14 protein-coding genes and 2 pseudogenes are annotated in these 19,161 nt (G+C 61.1%); 12 read left to right on the top strand and 4 right to left on the bottom strand.

Translation table 11 applies throughout. The annotated features are described in order from the left end of the window. Nucleotide 1: 1 nt before the first annotated feature. Nucleotides 2-943: an ABC transporter permease gene (locus AC07UR_RS29470; RefSeq protein WP_173421624.1), complete on the top strand. Its 942-nt coding sequence runs from the start codon at nt 2-4 to the stop codon at nt 941-943. After that, nucleotides 940-2,232: an amidohydrolase family protein gene (locus AC07UR_RS29465; RefSeq protein WP_209792116.1), complete on the top strand. Its 1,293-nt coding sequence runs from the start codon at nt 940-942 to the stop codon at nt 2,230-2,232. The genes AC07UR_RS29470 and AC07UR_RS29465 overlap by 4 nt, the downstream gene beginning before the upstream one ends. 916 nt (nt 2,233-3,148) lie before the next feature. Here the strand turns inward: AC07UR_RS29465 and AC07UR_RS29460 are convergent. Beyond that, entirely contained in the window at nt 3,149-4,096 is a 948-nt protein-coding gene (locus AC07UR_RS29460; RefSeq protein WP_209792238.1) for a LysR family transcriptional regulator, read from the bottom strand. Between the two features lie 124 nt (nt 4,097-4,220). On the opposite strand from AC07UR_RS29460, the gene AC07UR_RS29455 reads away from it, so the two are divergent. The 10 genes from AC07UR_RS29455 (at nt 4,221) to AC07UR_RS29410 (ending at nt 15,346) form a co-directional block, all read left to right on the top strand. Continuing rightward, complete coding sequence (locus tag AC07UR_RS29455; protein ID WP_173421622.1) at nt 4,221-5,267, top strand: aromatic ring-hydroxylating dioxygenase subunit alpha; 1,047 nt, start codon at nt 4,221-4,223, stop codon at nt 5,265-5,267. 12 nt (nt 5,268-5,279) lie between these two features. Continuing rightward, nucleotides 5,280-6,380 (top strand): 2Fe-2S iron-sulfur cluster-binding protein, encoded by a 1,101-nt coding sequence (locus tag AC07UR_RS29450; RefSeq protein ID WP_209792118.1) that lies wholly within the window; start codon nt 5,280-5,282, stop codon nt 6,378-6,380. A 53-nt stretch (nt 6,381-6,433) separates the two neighbouring features. Then, the gene (gene hisC, locus AC07UR_RS29445; protein WP_327795879.1) at nt 6,434-7,543 is read left to right on the top strand and encodes a histidinol-phosphate transaminase; all 1,110 of its coding nucleotides are present in this window, start codon (nt 6,434-6,436) and stop codon (nt 7,541-7,543) included. A gap of 115 nt (nt 7,544-7,658) precedes the next feature. After that, nucleotides 7,659-9,623 carry a DUF2817 domain-containing protein gene (locus AC07UR_RS29440; RefSeq protein ID WP_209792120.1) on the top strand — a complete coding sequence of 655 codons (1,965 nt, stop codon included), beginning with the start codon at nt 7,659-7,661 and terminating at the stop codon, nt 9,621-9,623. 78 nt (nt 9,624-9,701) lie between these two features. Next, nucleotides 9,702-10,499, top strand: a complete 798-nt coding sequence (locus AC07UR_RS29435; protein WP_209792122.1) for a transporter substrate-binding domain-containing protein — start codon at nt 9,702-9,704, stop codon at nt 10,497-10,499. A 99-nt stretch (nt 10,500-10,598) separates the two neighbouring features. Continuing rightward, on the top strand, nt 10,599-11,306 hold the full coding sequence (locus AC07UR_RS29430; protein ID WP_209792123.1) for an ABC transporter permease: 708 nt from the start codon (nt 10,599-10,601) through the stop codon (nt 11,304-11,306). Nucleotides 11,307-11,309: 3 nt separating this feature from the next. Next, the gene (locus AC07UR_RS29425) at nt 11,310-11,996 is read left to right on the top strand and encodes an ABC transporter permease (protein ID WP_209792124.1); all 687 of its coding nucleotides are present in this window, start codon (nt 11,310-11,312) and stop codon (nt 11,994-11,996) included. Between the two features lie 47 nt (nt 11,997-12,043). Further along, nucleotides 12,044-13,171: an S-(hydroxymethyl)glutathione dehydrogenase/class III alcohol dehydrogenase gene (locus tag AC07UR_RS29420; RefSeq protein WP_173421616.1), complete on the top strand. Its 1,128-nt coding sequence runs from the start codon at nt 12,044-12,046 to the stop codon at nt 13,169-13,171. Nucleotides 13,172-13,287: 116 nt separating this feature from the next. Then, nucleotides 13,288-13,869 carry an S-(hydroxymethyl)glutathione synthase gene (gfa, locus tag AC07UR_RS29415; RefSeq protein ID WP_209792125.1) on the top strand — a complete coding sequence of 194 codons (582 nt, stop codon included), beginning with the start codon at nt 13,288-13,290 and terminating at the stop codon, nt 13,867-13,869. Between the two features lie 55 nt (nt 13,870-13,924). After that, the gene (locus tag AC07UR_RS29410; RefSeq protein ID WP_494700220.1) at nt 13,925-15,346 is read left to right on the top strand and encodes an FAD-binding oxidoreductase; all 1,422 of its coding nucleotides are present in this window, start codon (nt 13,925-13,927) and stop codon (nt 15,344-15,346) included. Between the two features lie 300 nt (nt 15,347-15,646). On the opposite strand, the gene AC07UR_RS29405 is transcribed toward AC07UR_RS29410, so the two are convergent. From AC07UR_RS29405 to AC07UR_RS29395, 3 genes and pseudogenes are all read right to left on the bottom strand, one after another. Further along, the gene (locus AC07UR_RS29405; RefSeq protein ID WP_209792127.1) at nt 15,647-17,950 is read right to left on the bottom strand and encodes a rhodanese-like domain-containing protein; all 2,304 of its coding nucleotides are present in this window, start codon (nt 17,948-17,950) and stop codon (nt 15,647-15,649) included. A gap of 611 nt (nt 17,951-18,561) precedes the next feature. Next, nucleotides 18,562-18,840 (bottom strand): annotated as a pseudogene (locus tag AC07UR_RS29400) (LysR substrate-binding domain-containing protein); the annotation flags it as partial. A 1-nt stretch (nt 18,841) separates the two neighbouring features. Continuing rightward, nucleotides 18,842-19,123, bottom strand: a pseudogene (locus AC07UR_RS29395) (transposase); the annotation flags it as partial. Nucleotides 19,124-19,161: the final 38 nt, after the last annotated feature.

Raw genomic sequence — 19,161 nt, 5'->3', positions numbered from 1 at the left:
CATGGACGCGCTTGAAATCCTCTTCACCGCCTCCTTCTGGGTTGCAGCCATCCGCATAGCGTCCCCGCTGATCTTCGCGACCATGGGCGAATTGATCTGCGAGCGCGCCGGCGTTCTCAACCTCGGCATTGAGGGGATCATGACGGCAGGCGCGTTCGCCGGCTGGTTCACCGTCTATTCCGGTGGCGATCTCTGGGCCGGCGTGCTGGTCGCAGCCCTTGTCGGCGCCCTGTTCGGGCTGTTGCACGCCACGCTCACGGTCCCGCTCGGCCTGTCCCAGCACGTTGTCGGCATCGGCGTCACGCTGCTTGCCACGAGCCTGACCTATTTCACCTATCGGCTTGTCCTGCCCGAGGTGACTTCGCCGCCGAAGATCGAGCCGTTCCAACCCCTGGCGGTCCCGGGCCTGTCCGAGATTCCCGTCGTCGGCGAGGCGCTGTTTACCCAGACGCCGCTGACCTATCTCGCATTCGTATCGGTCGCAGCCGTCGCCTGGATTCTCTATCGCACGCCCGTCGGCCTCGCCGTTCGCGCCGCCGGCGAAAACCCGTCGGCGGTCGAAGCGCAGGGCATTTCAGTCACCGGCATCCGCATGGGTGCGGTGGCCGTCGGCAGTGCGCTGATGGCGGTCGGCGGTGCCTTCCTCACCATCTCGGCCTTCAATTCATTCTTCTTCCAGATGATCAATGGCCGCGGCTGGATCTGTATCGCGCTGGTCGTCTTCGGTTCCTGGCGGCCAGGAAAAGCGCTAATCGGCGCCATCCTGTTTGCCGCCTTCGATGCCTATCAGGTTCGCCTGCAGCAGATATCCGGCGGCATCGTGCCCTATCAGGTTTTCCTGATGATGCCCTATGCGCTGTCGATCCTGGCGCTGATCCTGGTCGCGCGGCGCGCGACCTACCCCAAAGCTCTGATGATCCCGTACCAGAAAGGCGAAAGATGAGTTTCGATCTGATCGTAAAGGGCGGAACGCTGCCCGATGGAACCATCGCCGATATCGCCATCAAAGGTGACAGGATCGCGGCCATCGAGCCAGGCATCGATGCAGAGGCTGGTCGTGTCATCGATGCCTCGGGCAACCTCGTCAGCCAGCCGTTTGTCGATCCACATTTCCATATGGACGCTACACTGTCCTACGGCCTGCCGCGCATCAATGCCTCGGGCACGCTGCTCGAAGGCATCGCGCTGTGGGGCGAACTCAAGCCGATCCTGACCCATGAAGCCGTCAAGGAGCGTGCGTTGGCCTATTGCGACTGGGCCGTCTCGATGGGCTTGCTCGCCATCCGCACCCATGTCGATACCTGCGACGACCGTCTCCTTGCGGTGGAGGCGCTGCTTGAGGTCAAGAAGGAGATCGCGCCCTATATCGATCTCCAGCTCGTCGCCTTTCCGCAGGATGGGCTTTATCGCTCGCCGAATGCGCGCGAAAACACCATCCGCGCGCTCGACATGGGCGTCGACATCGTCGGCGGCATCCCGCATTTCGAGCGGACCATGTCCGACGGCACGCGGTCCGTGACCGAACTTTGCGAGCTCGCGGCCAAGCGCGGCCTGATGGTCGACCTGCATTGTGACGAGACCGACGACCCGCTGTCGCGCCATATCGAGCAGCTAGCCTATGAAACCCAGAGGCTCGGCCTGCAAGGCCGGGTTGCCGGCTCGCACCTCACCTCGATGCATTCGATGGACAACTACTACGTCTCGAAGCTGCTGCCGCTGATCGCGGAAGCCGGCGTCTCGGCGATCCCCAATCCGCTGATCAACATCATGCTGCAGGGGCGGCACGACACCTATCCCAAGCGCCGTGGCATGACGCGCGTGCCCGAGATGCTGAAGGCCGGCATCCGCGTCGGCTGGGGTCAGGATTGCGTGCTCGACCCGTGGTACTCCCTCGGCACAGCCGACATGCTCGACGTCGCCTTCATGGGATTGCACGTCGCCCAGATGTCCTCGCCAGCGGACATGCGCTCCTGCTTCGACATGGTCACCAAGGTCAATGCCGCGATCATGGGTCTCGATCACCTCGGGCTGGCCGTCGGCAAGTCTGCAAGCCTCGTGGTGCTCGACGCGGGCAACGCGATCGAGGCGGTGCGCCTGCGCGCCGAGCGGCTCTGTGTCGTCGCGAAGGGAAAGGTCGTGGCTGAGCGGGAGAAGCGCGATACGTCCCTCTCCATCAAGGGCCGTCCGGCGACCATCAACCGCCGCCACGTCGTGGCGCCACAAGCGCGTTGAACGACTGGGAGAATGCAGAGCAGCCGCACCGCCATCGGCGGTCTTGATCTTTAAAGTGATGCAGGCGGCCGTTTTCATGGGTCAAGAATGACTCCCTTGACCCTTCTCTGCCCTTCCTGCGCAAAGCCTGAGTCGGGAGTTCTGACCCCTTGCTGACCTTCACGAGCGGCACATCGTATGGCCGCCTTGCCCCTCATTCTGGCCATTCGTAACACCGGTTGAAGCTCCTGAAAGCTGTCCTTCCGCGTAACTACGGTTGTCACCCACGGAGCGGGCCGAAAGCGAACTGCCACCCTCAAATCGAGCTAGCGCAAGCCAGCCTCTCGACATCGGCGACTGGTTCAAAGGATCGAAATGTTCGGACTTGGAAATACGATTTCGGACGCAGCCCCCGCAGCTCAGGCAGGTATCGGGTCCGGTAGTCGCCATGTCCACTATCGCTCGCGTGACAGCTCCCCCTGAAGGCTGCCTCAATGGGGATTGGCCATTGACCTGGGTGTCCCCAAAGCGGGCCGTTTACTCGCCGGAACACAGCTTGCCTAGGATCGGCGTGGACCAAACCCGCTGTTGTCTAGTCGGTTCTCGAGGGCAGCGACAACGATCCACGTGACTGGCTGGTCACCGTGCTGATCATCGTCTGGCGCTTCGGCAATAACCTCTTTCACTGCGAGAAATGGGCATGCCACTTCCAGGATCAGCTCGCTAATTTCACCCATGCCAACGGGGTCTTGATGCGTCTCCACGGTAGTACAATCAAATCCCAGGACCGCAGCTTTCAACAGCAGCTATGCGGCATCTATCTCTCTGAATTGCCCGTCCGCTTTCGGCCCGAGAGCCGACTATCAATCCCTCGCCTTGATGGGACACGAATCGCCCACCACGCCTCAGCCGAGCGCAGACAAGACTCTTCTTGAGACTAATTCTTCATGTTAGCCGGGTCGAACGAGGAGCCTGGAGCTGACATTTGATCTTGCTGTCTAGCAACGCCAAGCAACCATTTGTGAAACTTCTGCCCAAATGGTTTTTCGAGGGCGGCCCGATCCCAGGCGAGATAGTAGCTTTCGGGCAGTTTCATACGAATGTCGAAGGGCACAACCAGAGATCCAGAGGCGATCTCATCCTTGATCATGGAAACCTGCGCGAGAACAAATCCCCTACCGTTCACGGCCGCGTCAATCGCACTGCTCGACAAGGTGAAGGAGAGACCTGAGAACTTTTGGCCGCCATCGGCGTGCACCAGCGCCGCCCAGTCATTCCATTGCGGGGAAGCTTTGTAGTCTGCCTCCCACTCCACGTTAAGAAGGGGAAAGCTCAGGATATCGCGCGGCGTTTCAAGGCCGCGTCCGGCAATCAGCATCGGCGAGCAGGCAGGGACCATCCAGTCCGTGAACAGGGTGGCCACGTGCTCATGCACGTAAGAGCGCCGACCGTAGGTAATTCGGAAATCCACTTGATCGGCACCAATGCGCGGTTCCTGCTCCTGCCCGAGAATGCGGACGCTCGATTCCGGACAGAGCGTTTGCCAGTCGAAAATCTTGCGGTTGACCCACTTGTTGGCGACCGACGTCAGGGCGCTCAGAACGATCCCGGTCTCGTTGCGGGCGCGGGTAAGAACGTTGGCGGCATGGGAGAGTTGCTGGAAGCCTTTCGCGACTTCCCGGTAGTACAACCGGCCCCAGGAAGAAAGCTCCACACGCCGCCCGCGCCTCTCCAATAACGTCAGCCCGAGACATTGCTCCAGGTTTCGTACCAGCTGACTGACGGCACCGGGCGATACCCCGAGGTCCTCCGCCGCAGCGCTGACAGTGCCACATCGCCCGATCGCCTCAAAGGCCTGCAAGCCGCGCAAGGACGGGTTCGGCATCGTAAAGCACTCCTTCTGCCAGTCGCTCCAATTTAGAAAATCTAAAAAAGAATGCAGGCGCTGGCAACTTGTTGGCACGAAGAAAAAGCCGAACACTGAATTAACAAAACGCAAGGAGAGCGAAATGTTTCTCAAGAACGCCTGGTATGTCGCAGCCTGGGATCACGAGGTCGACCGCGAGCTGAAACCGGTGACGATGCTCGGCGAAAACATCGTCCTTTACCGCAAGCAGGACGGCAGTGCCGCGGCACTCGAGGATGCCTGTCCCCATCGCAAGCTGCCGCTCTCGATGGGGCGCATCAAGGGCGACGACGTCGAATGCGGCTACCATGGCCTCACCTTCGACTGTTCGGGCATCTGCACGCGCGTTCCGGGGGCTGAGCGGATCCCGCATGTCGCCAAGGTGCGTTCCTACCCGGTGCATGAGCGCTACGGCCTGCTTTGGGTCTGGATGGGAGATGTCGACAAGGCGGACCCGAAGGATATCTTCGAAGTCGAGCATTTCGGCGACCCGGCCTGGGGCGTCAATCGCGGCGAGTCGATGACGCTGAACTGCAATTACCTCTATATGACGGACAACCTGCTCGACCCGTCCCATGTCGCCTGGGTCCACCAGTCATCCTTCGCCAGCTCCGCCTGCGAGGAAACGCCGCTTGAGACGACCGTCAAAGATGACGGCGTCACCGTCTGGCGCTGGATGATCGATTCTGAACCGGCCCCGTTCTATGCGCCCTTCCTGCAATTTGAGGGCAATACGGACCGCAAGCAGCACTACGAAGTGCGTTATCCGAGCAACGCGATCATCAAGGCGATCTTCGCGCCCGCCCACACTGGCGGCGAAGGCCGGGCGCTGCCGGAAAATACCTTTCTGATGGACAGCTACAACTTCATGACGCCGGTCGATCAAAACCGGACCAAATATTACTGGTTCCAGATGCGCAACTTTGCGCCTGACGACGTCAAGGTTTCCGAGAGTTTTGCCAAGTCCGTGCGCGGCGCTTTCGAAGAGGACCGCGTCGTTCTGGAAGCCGTTCATCACGGGATGGCGAACCAGCAGACGCCGAACCTCGACCTGAAAATCGACGTCGGCCCGATGCGCTTCCGGCGCAAGCTGGCTCAGTTGATCGCCGCCGAGACGAAAACCGATCCCGCCAGCGTCGCAGCCGAGTAGGGAGCGTTCCGGATGCTCGATGCAGCTGCCTCGCGCTTCCTTCCCTTCGAAGTCATCTCGAAGGTACGCGAAAGCGCCACCATCACCTCGTTCCGCCTTGCCCCACTCGAACGCCAACACTGGCGGCCATTCGAGGCGGGACAGTTCCTGACGATGCGTGTTCCCGACCGCAAGGGAGGACATGTCCTGCGCAACTACACCGTCTCGTCTTCCCCACGAGAGGAGGGAACCTACCGGATCACCGTGAAGCGTGAGGCCGCACCGTCGAGCGACGTGCCGGATGGCCTGAGCTCCTGTTGGCTGCATGACGAGATCGAGCCTGGCGCCGTTATCGACATCGACCCGCCGCGCGGCGCCTTCAAGCTCGACAGCATGAGCTCCCGACCCGTCGTCCTTCTTTCCGGCGGCGTCGGGCTGACGCCGACAGTTTCGATGCTCGATGTGCTGGCGAGGGACAGCGACCGCCCTGTCTGGTTCATCCATGCCTGCGACAATGCAGGCGTGCATGCGCTGCGCGAAGAGGTGGAAAGTCTCGCGGCGCTGCGTTCCGGCATCGCCATCCATTTCTGCTACCGCTTTGCCGAAGGTGCAGATTTGGAAGCTGCCCGCTGCCACTCCACGGGCTTTCTGACCCGCACCACGCTTCAGAGCCTTCTGTCGCTCGACGACTACGAGATCTACATGTGCGGGCCGCCGCCCTTCATGCAGGCGCTCTACGGCATTCTGACCGGCCTCGGGGTGCGCAAGGAACGCATCGCCTACGAGTTCTTCGGGCCGGCGAGCCTGTTGACGGAGCCTGGGCAGACGACGGCGCGATCCGCAATAACAACAACCGCCCAGCCGGCCACCAATGCGGATGGTCCACGCATTGTTCTGCGGAAGTCGGGCCGCAGTCTCGCCTGGGATGGAACGAGCGAATCCATCCTCGCCTTCCTGGAGGCGCAGGGCATCGAGCCCGAGTTTTCCTGCCGGGCCGGCGTTTGCGGGACCTGTGAACAGGGTTTGGTCTCGGGCGAGGTCGACTACTTCGAGGAACCTCTCGACGAACTGCCGGCCGACCGGGTGCTCCTGTGCTGCACCAGACCGAAATCCTCGATCGTGCTCGATCTCTGACCGCCCAAAAAGGCGCCGTTTCAACCAGATGTCCAAGCCTTGAAGGAAGATCCGTGACGAAACCGCTTCATACCGAACTCCCGCTCAATCCGCATGTGGCGGGCCTTCCGCCCTACAATGCCGGCATGAACATTGCCGATGCGCAGCAAAAGAGCGGTCGGCAAGACATTGCAGCACTTGCCAGCAACGAGAACCCGGACGGCTGTTCACCACATGCCGCAGCCGCACTCGTAGGCCTCAGCCCCTCGCGTTATTCCGATCCTGCCTGTATGGCGCTGCGGGCGGCGCTCAGCCAAAAGCTCGGCGTTGATACCGACCGGATCGTCGCCGGCAACGGCTCGGAGGAAATGATCGCCGCGATCTGTCGCGCGGTGCTGCGCCCCGGCACTCTCGCGGCAACCGTCTGTCCCGGCTTCGGATTGCACGAGATCGAGGCGCTTGCCAATGGCGCCAGGGTCGAGAAAGTCGGCATGCGGCCAGATCTCGATTTCGACATACCGGCGATTATCGCCATGCTCGAGCGCGCACCGGCGATTTTCTTCCTCTCGTCCCCTTCCAATCCGGTCGGTCCGGCGCTCGATCGCAAGGGACTGGCGCGCATTCTCGCGGCGGTGAGACATGAAACGCTTCTGGTGCTCGACGAGGCCTATTTCGAGTTCACGGACGAAGACACGCCCCACGGTCTTGCCGCGCTCTCGGCGACGGACCTGTCCTGGGTGGTGCTACGGACCTTTTCCAAGGCCTATGGGCTTGCAGGGCTGCGCGTCGGTTATGCCGTGACCTCCGATGTCCGGCTGGCGCGGGCCGTGAGCGCCGCCAAGACGCCATTCAACGTCAACGCCGCTGCGCAGGTGGCAGCCGTCGCCGCCCTTGCGGACGAATCATGGATGCGGTCCTCGGTTGCAAGGCTGAAACGCGAGCGGGCGCGGGTCGCCAGTGCCGTCGCCGACATGGGACTTTCGGCGGGCAGATCGCAGACCAATTTCCTGTTCATCGACGTCGGGCGGGAAAGCCGGATCGTGTTCGATCACTTCCTGTCGCAGGGGATCATCGTCAAGCCATGGAAGGAGGAAGGCTATGACACCTTCATCCGCGTGACGATCGGCACCCCCTCGGAAAACGACCGCTTCCTCGATGCGCTTCGCGACCTCATCAGGACGTGATGGCTGCGGCGTCCTTCAAGCCAAAACACAACAAGGGGTCGCGGCACGGCCCCACGGGAACGAGCAAATGAGCGGAAACGCAAGCCTGCACAGAGCAAACCGGGAGCCCCATCGCATGTCCCCTTCAGCGCCATCCGGCCTTTTCTCCGGTGATTTTTCCGCCTTGCGCGCCCGTTTTCTCGCTGCCGCCCGCACCGCGGGCGCCAGCCTGGTCGAGTACCTGCACCCGTTGCACGGCCCGAAGGGGGAACGGCTGGCGACCGACGTTGCCTATCTCGGGCGCAACGATGCCGAAAAGCTGATGGTGCTGATCTCCGGGACGCACGGCGTCGAAGGTCCCTTCGGCTCGGCCTGCCAGACAGCGTGGCTTTCGCAAAACTCCCCTTGGAAACTTCCAGATGATACCGCCGTTCTGGCGATCCACCTCATCAACCCCTGGGGCACGGCATGGGCACGCCGGGTGAATGAAGACAATGTCGATCTCAACCGCAATTTCATCGACTGGCGAAAGGTGCCGCCGAACAACGAACGCTATGCCGCATTGCATCAGGCCCTGGTCTGTCGCGCCTGGGACGGCCCGGAGCGTGACGCAGCCATCGAGGCATACGAAGACGCCAAGCGGCGGTTTGGTGGCCACGCCGGCATCGCCCCGATCGTGGAAGCGGGACAATACGACTTTCCGGACGGTCTGTTCTATGGCGGCGACGGTCCGGTCTGGTCCAACCGAACCCTGATCGAGATCCTGTCGACATTCGCACAGAAGGCGGCCGAGGTTGTCGTCTTCGACCTGCACACCGGCGCCGGGCCTTACGGCTATCCCGCCCTCCTCTCGGTCGCCGAGAGTGAGCACCCCGGTCTGGAATGGGGCCGACGCATCTTCGGTCCCGCGCTCTCGGTCGTCTTGACCGGGGAGGACGCGACGACAGATACCGGCATCGCCGCGACCGCCACCGGCTATGTATCGGCCGCTGTACGTGGTGCGCTACCGAAGGCGCGCGTCCTGCCGCTCGTCGTCGAATGTGGCACTCTGGACGGTTCAACCGTCTCGGATGCCGTCCAAGCGGACAATTGGCTTCACCTGTTCGGCAAGATCGATACGCCGCTCGGCGACCGGATCAAGAAGGATCTGTGCGCCGCCTTCGTTCCGGAAGACGCCGACTGGCAGCGCGCCTGTCTTGAGGCATCCTTGCGCCACTTCGACCGTGCCTTTGCCGATCTCAAGGCAATAGGCGGCGCGCGACCCGAAAAATCCGTGCCTACAGCAGCCGCGGTCATCGTCGTCGCCCATCCGGAGTCCAGCGGCCCAAGGCTTGGCGAAAGACCGGCGATCGAGGTGCACGAGATCCACAAACGCTTCGGCCCCCTCTCGGTGCTCAACGGCGTCAGCGTCTCTGCACAACCGGGTGAGGTCGTGTCGATGATCGGCTCTTCCGGTTCGGGAAAGAGCACCTTCCTGCGCTGCATCAATCTGCTCGAGCAGCCGAACGACGGAAGCATCATCATCGACGGTGAAGAAATCCGCATGAAGAAAACGCCGGACGGCAGTGCTGCACCGGCCGACATCCGGCAGGTCGAGCGCATCCGCTCACGCGTCGGCATGGTGTTCCAGAACTTCAATCTCTGGCCACACATGACGGTCCTCGAAAACATCATAGAGGCGCCGATACACGTCCTGAAGGAGGGACGACAAGCAGCTGTCGATCAGGCCCATGCGCTCCTGAAGAAGGTCGGCCTTTCCGACAAACATGCCCAGTATCCCGGGCAGCTGTCCGGTGGCCAGCAACAACGCGCCGCCATTGCCCGCACGCTCGCCATGCGTCCGAAGCTGATCCTCCTCGACGAGCCGACTTCCGCGCTCGATCCCGAGCTGGTCGGCGAGGTCCTGCGCGTCATCCGGCAGCTGGCCGAAGAAGGAAACACGATGATCCTCGTGACGCACGAAATGCAGTTCGCGCGCGAGGTCTCGCACAAGATCCTCTTCCTCCACCAGGGAAAGGTGGAGGAGGAGGGTGCCCCGGCGGATGTCTTCACCAACCCGCGCTCCGAACGCATGCGCCAGTTCCTGGCCCGCACGCTCTGACAACCCGCCGTCATTACCCGTCCGGGACTCACCCCGGAACGGGAGCCAACAAGAATGCTCAACAAGGGGAACCAAAACATGAAGTTGAAAAGTCTATTGATCGCCACGTTCTTCGCCACCGGCCTTACTGCGGCCCACGCAGCCGAGGGAGAATTGTCGATCGGAACGGAGGGCGAATATCCGCCGTGGAGCATGGCCGATGCCGCCGGCAACGTTACCGGTTTTGACGCGGATGTCGGAAACCTGCTCTGCGCCAAACTGGAAATGAAGTGTCACTTCGTCGTTCAGGCATTCGACGGCCTCATTCCGGCGCTGAAGGCCAAACGTTTCGACATCATCATTTCCGGCATGTCGATCACCGCCGAGCGCAAGAAGCAGATCAACTTCTCGGTCGGCTACGCAGAGCTCGCCAACATGTTCGTGGTCAAAAAGGATTCAGATCTTGCCGGCGTCAAGGACATCGAGACGCTGCTGACATCGCTCGACGGCCGTACGGTCGGCGTCCAGGCCGGCACCACCCATGCGCATTTCATGGAAAAGCGTGCCTCGTCCGCCGTCCTGAAGACCTATGACACGCTCGACCAGATGCAGATCGACCTCGCCAGCGGCCGCGTCGAGGCGGCATTTGCCGATTCATCCGCCCTTCAAGACTTTCTCGGGCGCCCGGACGGCAAAGACTTCCAGTTCGTCGACGTCAAGGTGCTGAGCACTTTCGACCCGACGCTCGGCGAAGGTATCGGCGTCGGCATCGCGCAGGAGAATACCGAACTGAAGGCCCGTATCGACAAGGCGCTCTGCGAAATGGTCGCCGACGGCTCTATCGGCAAGGCAAGCCAGACCTGGTTCAAGACGGATATCTCCCGTCCCTGCCAGTAACGGCAACCGCACCCCTCCCGGGAAGGCGAAAGACCGGCAGGTCTCTCCTTTCTCGGGAGGCTTCATCCGACAGGACAAAGCATAGGTTGGGCGTGTTCGATGGAACTTGGACTTTGGCAGGTGTGGGAAGGTGGCTGGATATCGGCAATCCTGCGCGGGGCGGCAATCACCATCGCCCTCGGCATGGCGAGTATGGCCTTTGGCGCCGTCATCGGCGTTGGCTGTGGCCTGATTAAATGGGCCCGGATTTTTCCGCTGACGCTTGTCGTGGACTTCTACACGTCGGTCGTGCGGGGCGTGCCAGAACTTCTGATCATCTATCTCCTCTTTTTTTCCTCCGTCGAGTTCGTGGCCCGAGTGGCCGCGGCGTTCGGCTACGAGGGACTGGCCGGCAACGGTTATGCCTTCACCATCGCGGTCGTCGCGATCGCCGCCATATCGGGGGCCTATTCGACCGAAGTGGTGCGAGGGGCACTCGCTGCCATTCCAAGCGGGCATATCGAGGCGGCGCGGGCACTCGGGATTCCGGGCAGGCGGATCTTTCGCCGCATTATCGCGCCGCAGATGCTGCGGATCGCCATTCCGGGCATGAACAATGTCTGGCAGACCACGATCAAAGACACCGCGCTCGTCTCGGTGGTCGGCCTGCAGGAGTTGATGCGCGTCGCCTTCGTCGGGGCCGGTTCGACCCGCCATCCCTTCATTTTCTACTTCATCGCCGCTCTCGTCTATCTCGCGATCACCTTGGTCAGCCAGGGTGGTTTCGACTGGATCGAACGCCTTCTGCGCCCCCGTACGAGGAAATAGGTCATGAATTTCGAGCTCGTCTTCCTCGCGGTTCCGACCCTCGCCAAGGGACTGTGGCTGACCGCCATGCTCACGGTCGCTTCTGTCGCCATCGGCTTCAACCTTGGCCTGGCGCTTGCGGTCATGCGCCTGTCGAACAACAGGGTGCTCAGCGGCTTTGCCAAAGGCTACAGCACTGTCTTTCGCGGCACGCCGCTGCTGGTGCAACTCTTTCTCTTCTACTACGGCCTCGGCCAGCTTTCCTTCGTCAGGGACAACCCCGTGCTCTGGTGGATCGTCGGCGACGGTGCCCATTGCGCGGTGACGGCACTCGCGCTCAACACGGCGGCCTATACGTCGGAGATCCTGCGCGGTGGCCTCATGTCCATCCCGGGAGGGCTCGTCGAAGCAGCACAGGCCTGCGGCATGTCGCGGCTGCTGCGCTTTCGCCGGATCACGTTTCCTCTTGCCATCCGGCAAGCGCTGCCGGCCTACGGCAACGAGCTCGTCCTCGTCGTCAAGGGAACGAGCCTCGCCTCCACCATCACCGTCCTGGAGATCACCGGCCATGCGAAGCGGCTGATGAGCCAGACCTATGCGATCCTCGAAATATTCGCCATCGCTGGTCTGCTTTACCTGCTGATCAACCTGGTGCTGATCACGCTTGTCCGGCTCCTGGAAGCCCATCTTACACGCTACCTGCCCCGGTAGGCTTCGCCGCCTGATCGGCTGAAAACCTTAAGAGAAAGAGACACAAAATGGATGTACGCGCCGCCGTCGCCGTTCAGGCAGGCAAGCCGCTGGAAGTGATGACCGTTCAGCTCGAAGGCCCGCGGGCTGGCGAAGTGCTGATCGAGGTCAAGGCCACTGGGATCTGCCACACCGACGATTTCACGCTGTCGGGTGCTGATCCCGAAGGTCTGTTCCCGGCAATCCTCGGCCACGAGGGTGCCGGCATCGTCGTTGACGTCGGCCCGGGCGTAACCTCGGTGAAGAAGGGCGATCACGTCATTCCGCTCTACACGCCTGAGTGCCGCTCCTGCCCGTCCTGTCTGTCACGCAAGACCAACCTGTGCACCGCGATCCGCTCGACGCAAGGGCAAGGCCTGATGCCGGACGGCACCTCGCGCTTCTCGATCGGCAAGGACAAGATCCATCACTATATGGGCTGCTCGACCTTTGCCAATTACACCGTGCTGCCGGAGATCGCCGTCGCCAAGGTCAACCCTGACGCCCCCTTCGACAAGATCTGCTACATCGGCTGTGGTGTCACCACCGGTATCGGCGCCGTCATCAACACCGCAAAGGTCGAGATGGGCGCGACCGCGATCGTCTTCGGTCTCGGCGGCATCGGCCTCAATGTCATCCAGGGCCTGCGTCTCGCCGGTGCTGACATGATCATCGGTGTCGATCTCAACAACGACAAGAAGGCCTGGGGCGAGCGCTTCGGCATGACCCATTTCGTCAACCCGAAGGAAGTCGGCGACGACATCGTGCCCTACCTCGTCAACATGACGAAGCGTGGTGCCGACCAGATCGGCGGCGCCGACTACACCTTCGACTGCACGGGCAATACCAAGGTCATGCGCCAGGCGCTCGAGGCATCGCATCGCGGCTGGGGCAAGTCGGTCGTCATCGGCGTTGCCGGTGCCGGCCAGGAGATCTCCACCCGTCCGTTCCAGCTCGTCACCGGACGCAGCTGGATGGGCACCGCCTTTGGCGGCGCGCGCGGCCGCACCGACGTGCCGAAGATCGTCGACTGGTACATGGAAGGCAAGATCGAGATCGATCCGATGATCACCCACACCTTGGCCCTCGAAGACATCAACAAGGGTTTCGAGCTGATGCATTCCGGCGAAAGCATCCGTTCGGTCGTGATATACTGAGCGCGGGTTCAAGACCGCATTCCGAATGCAATCCGTGCATCGCATCGTCGGCCTCCGGCCGACTGCGCCAGTGATCGGCCGCGCATCAAGCGTCGGCCATGAAGGAGGAGAAGCCCATGCCCAGCATTGCCATACATCCGTCCCTCGACGGCGGCTTCAAGGCGACCGACGCTGCCTTTTCCGGCGGCACGCTTGCCTGCAACTGCACTAGCAATCCGGTGAAGGTCCGCATCAAGGGCGACATCGCCCACAACCACGCCTGCGGCTGCACGAAGTGCTGGAAACCTGACGGCGCTGTCTTCTCAGTCGTTGCCGTGGCACCGACCGCCAACGTCGAAGTCCTTCAGAACGGAGACAAACTTGCAGTCGTGGATCCAGGCGCGCTGATCCAGCGGCATGCTTGCAAGGACTGCGGCGTGCACATGTATGGACCCGTGGAACGCGATCATGCGTTCAAGGGGCTTTCCTTCCTGCATCCCGAGCGGTTCCAGGAAACGGGATGGGCTAAGCCCGGCTTTGCTGCCTTCGTCTCCTCGATCATCGAAAGCGGCTACGATCCGGCAAGGATGGACGGCGTGCGCGCTCGTCTCAGGGAGCTTGGCCTGGAACCTTATGATTGCCTCAACCCCGTTCTGATGGACGTTATCGCCACCTGGACGGCCAAGAAGAGTGGCACACTGAAGACGCAGGCGGCCTGATCAGGCCGGTGCACAACCTCTCTCCGTTCTCAACGCCACTAACAGGTAACATCGAATGGACTGCCTAAGGCCTGAATTCAAAGACGAACTTCGCAAGATTGTTGGTGACGGAAATCTCAAGGACGGCGAGGCCCTTTCCTCGATCGACCACGGCGTCGCACCGGAAAATCTCGGGGCCGGCGTCGTGGTCCTTCCGAGAACAACCGGCGAGGTCTCGGCGGTTGTCAAATGCTGCGTTGCCAACGGAGTTCCGCTCGTTACCCATGGGGGACGAACCGGCCTTGTCGGCGGCGCTATGTCGAGACCAGGCGAGCTTGTGCTCTCGACCGCCCGCCTCGATAGAATCCTGCATGTTTCATCCGTCGAGCGCGTTGCCGTGGTGGAAGCCGGTGTCACGCTGCAGGCGCTGCAGGCAGCGGCCAGTGAGCATCGACTTGAAACGGGGATCGACTTGCCGTCACGTGGTTCCGCAACGATCGGAGGAATGGCGTCAACGAACGCCGGCGGCATCGCGGCCTTCCGGCACGGGGTCATGCGGCATCGCATCCTTGGCCTGGAGGTCGTGCTTGCGGATGGCTCCATCTATTCCGACCTGACACGGATGGTGAAAAACGCCGCCGGCTATGATCTGAAGCATCTGTTCGTGGGAGCCGAAGGCACACTCGGCATCATCACGCGTGTTGCCGTCAAGCTCGAACCCCAGCCCCTTGCCAACGCCACGGTCCTCTTTGGCCTACCGTCTGTGGACGCCGCGCTCGAGACGGTCCGCAGAGGGCTCGACGCAAAGTACGGTCAACTGCGTGCGGCAGAAGCGATCTGGAACGGCTATTTCCGCCTGACATCAGGCCATCATCGCTGGTCGGTCACGGACTACAGTGCCGATCATCCGGTAAACCTTCTGGTCTCGCTGGGTGGGGCCGAGGAAGAAGCGTTGCAATCGGAACTTGGACGTATCTACGAAGACCTCGTCGAGGATCACCCCGACGCTTCCGCAGTGATCGCGTCGTCCGTCGCACAGGAGGCGGATCTTTGGCGGTTGCGCGAGGACACAGACCTCATCTACCGAAAGCACCCTGGTGCGCCGTCCTATGATGTCTCGGTCCCTCTTTCGGAAATCGGGACGTACCTTGATCGCTGTCTTGCGGGATTGAAGGAGGTCGATGCGACCTTTGATCCCTTTGTCTTTGGCCACCTTGCCGACGGAAACCTCCACATCGTCCTCAATGCGGCCGGTCGAGAGGTTCCAGGCGAAAAGGCGAGAGCCGTCGAAACGGTGCTGTACCGGGACATCGCTGTAATCGGCGGATCATTCTCCGCCGAGCATGGGATCGGCCTCAAGAGGGTAGAATCCCTGTCAGCCATTTCGAACCCGGTGAAAGTGGCGCTCATGCGTCGGGTCAAGGACGCGCTCGATGCATCCGCAATCCTCAATCCAGGAAAAGTGCTGCGCGCAGGCAAACGGGAGGCATCGTTGTAACGGACGGCACGCCCGCGGCGGCCAACGGATCGGTCTTGTGGAACAGGACGCCCCACAGTTGTGGCTGGAGCGTGGGCTAGTGGTGCATACCTATCCGATACCAGACGGCATCGCCATTTCGTACGACTTACTTTTCGGCCACTGCCAATTCAACGGCTTGCACGGCGCAAATTTCAGGGTCAGTTTAGTGGCCGCTTAGGGCCGAACTCGGCCCTGGCAGGGATGCGCCAGTTGCAGTCACTGAGATCGCGGATGGCGTTTGGCAACCCAGATGGTTTCATGTGGCAATTCCCGCCCAAGCTAGTTCTTGACCTCAATCACCAGAGGATAGCCCTCGTCCTCCCACTCCGAAAACCCGCCCGCAAAAAGGAGCACGTGCGTGTAGCCCCAGGCAACCGCCTTGGCCGAAGCATAGGCGGAATAGTGGCAATGCTTGCCGTGGCAATAGAAGGCGACCTCGTCGTCCTTGCCCGCCACCTTAGCGAGGCTTTCCTTCGACAGGCCGGTAACCAGCGATAAATTGATGGCCTTGGGGATATGGCCGTTTTCGTAGCTGAGCGGGGCTCGCACATCGATGAAGGGCACGCCGCGGGCGAGCAGCGCCTTTGCGCCTGCTACATTGACTTTCATCGTGCCGTCGACACTGGGTTCGCCGTTCGTTGTCGTTATAAACTTGAGATAGTCGTCAAGGGCGAGGTCGGTACCGGCCCCATCGGGCACACCGGCCTTCCGTAGACCGTCCTGCAGGCGCGTTATGTAAGGTCTATAGTAGGCGAACGCACTACCGTACCAATCAAATGCACTTTCCTGGATCGTGAGCGGATCGCATAGGGAAGACTCCGCCAATTTATTGTACTTGTCGACGAGTGCCTGAGCGCCCTCAGTACGTCCGAGGTGGCCGTAGCTCGATATCAATGTGGTGTAGTCCGCAAGGACATCCGATTTTTTTGCCATCACACGTTCAAAGTTTCCGGCAGCTTCGTCGTACTTTCCCTGGGAGAAGAGGGAGATTGCGAGCATGCGCAGTGTTGCAGGCGAGAAACGGGGATCGAATCGCATCGCCTGGCGGACCTGCTGTTCAGCCTCTACCGCTTGTCCCGTCGCGTTGAGAATCCGCGCCATGCTGACATGGTTGTCGGGATCATTCGGCGCAAGGTTCATCGCCCGGCCGATGGCAGAGAACGCTTCGTCGTAGCGCCCCTGCTGCGCGAGCAGCTGCGCTGTTATCGCATAGGCAAGCGGCGTCGGCCTCTCCATTGCCTTTGCAAGATTTCGGTTCAGGTTCTGGGAAGCGTTCTCCCTGCCATACCAGGTTGAAACGGTAATCCTCCAGTTTGCCGCCGCCAGCGATGCATAGGCGCGACTATAGTTCGGATCGAGTACGATAGCCTTCTGGAAGAAAGCGGCAGCCGTGACCGTTTCCGACTCGGTGTCCCGGCGGAGGTGATCCCATCCCTGCAACAGCAGATCATAGGCTTGCGGATTGGCTGTCTCCAGCGCAACTGAGGCTTTCTGTTCCGCACTTGTCAGCTTCACGGCGAGCGTCGACACGATCTGTCCTATCACCCTGTCCTGCAGCCCAAACACGCCGCTCATTTCACCATCATAGCGCTCTGCCCAGAGGTGGTGTCCTTCGATCGCGTCGATCAACTGGGCATTGACTCGAACATGGTTTCCTTCTCGACGCACGCTGCCCTCGAGGATGTAGTGGACGCCCAATTCCTCGGCCACCTGCTGCGCCGTGGTGGGCTTGCCCTTGTAAGTGAAGGTCGAGTTGCGCGCGATCACGAAAATGCCGGACAGTTTTGAAAGTTCAGTGATCAGGTCGTCAGTCATTCCGTCGGCGAAATAGCCCTGCTCGGCATCGGAACTAAGATTGTCGAACGGCAGGACGGCGATCGACGGCTTTTCTGGCAGCGGAAAAACCGTCCGCGCGACGGACGACGTGTCGGCGCTCGTGTTCCTCTGGGCCAGCCACATTGCAGGAACGCCTATCAAGAGGAGGAGGGCTAAAGCGGCTGGAATTCCCCAATTGCGAAGGCTCCTGACGTTGAACCGCCGATGCTGCGCATCCCCCTCGAACCTCACCCGATAGACACGCACCGCCCGCTCGATATTCTTCACATGTTGCTCGCCGATGAATTCCAGTGGCAATTCGAGCTTGCCTTGCAAGTGATCGAAAGTGGTGCCGGACACGAAAAGTCCTCCCGGCTCACATATCTGCTCAAGGCGGGCCGCAACGTTGACACCGTCGCCCAGCAAATCATCGCCGTCCACGACGACATCGCCGAGATTGATACCCATGCGGAAAAGAAGGCGAAGCTCGGGTGCAACATCTACCTGGCGCGCGGTGACCTCTCTTTGTGACGCGACGGCGAATGTCACAGCATCGACGACGGAGCTAAATTCCACGATCTCGCCGTCGCCCATGAGTTTCACGATGCGCCCGTGATAATCTTCTAATAGGGGATCGAAGATTTCGGAACGCAACGCTTTCATCGCAGCCAGGGTCCGGGCCTCGTCGGCTTCGATGAGACGCGAATAGCCAACAATGTCGACGGCAAGAATTGCGACCAGCCGCCGTTCGGCGCGAACCGCTCCCATGGCCGCCTCTCCCAAAGGTATAGAAGGCCTCACTTTTGCGTTGGTTCAGGGAGGGAAATTTCCCAGCCTCATAGCCTTCGCAAGCTACTCTTGTTTCCGCGCTCGTGCCAGATTTATTGCCTGACTTGGGACCGTGCCGGAATGGCCACTTAGCGCTGACTTCCGACGACGATGTTATCTCGTCCTGGCCAGGGAAAAGCTCGAAAAGCGCTTGACCATGACACGCCGATTAGAGAAGCGTTGCCGGGACCGAACACCCTCGGCAACTCGCCCTCACCTGCCTGCTCTGACCAGTGAACGCGCAATACCGATGATGCCGTCGGGTCGTCCTTGGGCCAAGGCGACCCCCGCCAGTCCAGGATGTCGATTCCGATCCCTCGCCTTGATGGGGACCCAACCCTCGATGCTTCTCGGGGATTGTCGAGATCATGTGAACCAGTCACTAAGCGGACCATGCGTCGGCAGCGTCGCTGCCAGAGCCCGTTCGCGCGCGGCTTGACCTGTTCAAAGGGTCGCCGGAGGAGGTTCAGCATAGCGCCGGCGACCAGCCGGAACCGGGACCGACTAGCCCCGGCAAGCCCCTCTGCTTGCAAATTCGTCGTGCCCTGCCCTCACCTTCCCGCCCTGACCAGCGACCGCGCTATTTCGCTGATGTCGTCGCGGGCAGCAGTAGGATCATCCTTGCTCCAAGCCACGCCAAGCCCGATGCGGAAGTCGACACCCCTCACGTTCCGGAACTCGAAATTGCGGTTGGGCAGATCCAGCGTACATTCCGGCGCAAAGCCGATGCCAAGGCCGGCCGAGACCAGCTTCACTAATGGGAAGGTGTCGTCACAAGTATAGGCGACGCTCTTTGACAGATCATGCTCTTCGAACTTCTCCGCGAAATATGCTATCGATCATCAGATATTGATTGTCCCGATCGGCCGTCAGCGCATCGAACACCTGCTCCCAGATGCCGGCATGGCACCAGCGGCTGAAGCGCTTATGCACCGCCGTTCATTTGCCATAGCGTTCTGGCAAGTCGCGCTAATGTGCGCCGGAGCGCAAAACCCATAGGCAGCCATCGATGAACAGACGGTTGTCCGAACTGCGCCCAGAATCTCCAATCTTACCAGGCAATAGGGATGCAATCTGGAGCCATTGGGCGTCGCTCAGCTCATAACGCCTAATTGCCATCATCGACCTCCGTGACCAACACCATGCTCTAT

This window comes from Ensifer sp. GW821-FHT05G01, from assembly GCF_059419585.1.
Note: the sequence above shows the minus strand (reverse complement) of the source record. Positions and strands in the feature narration are given on the sequence as shown.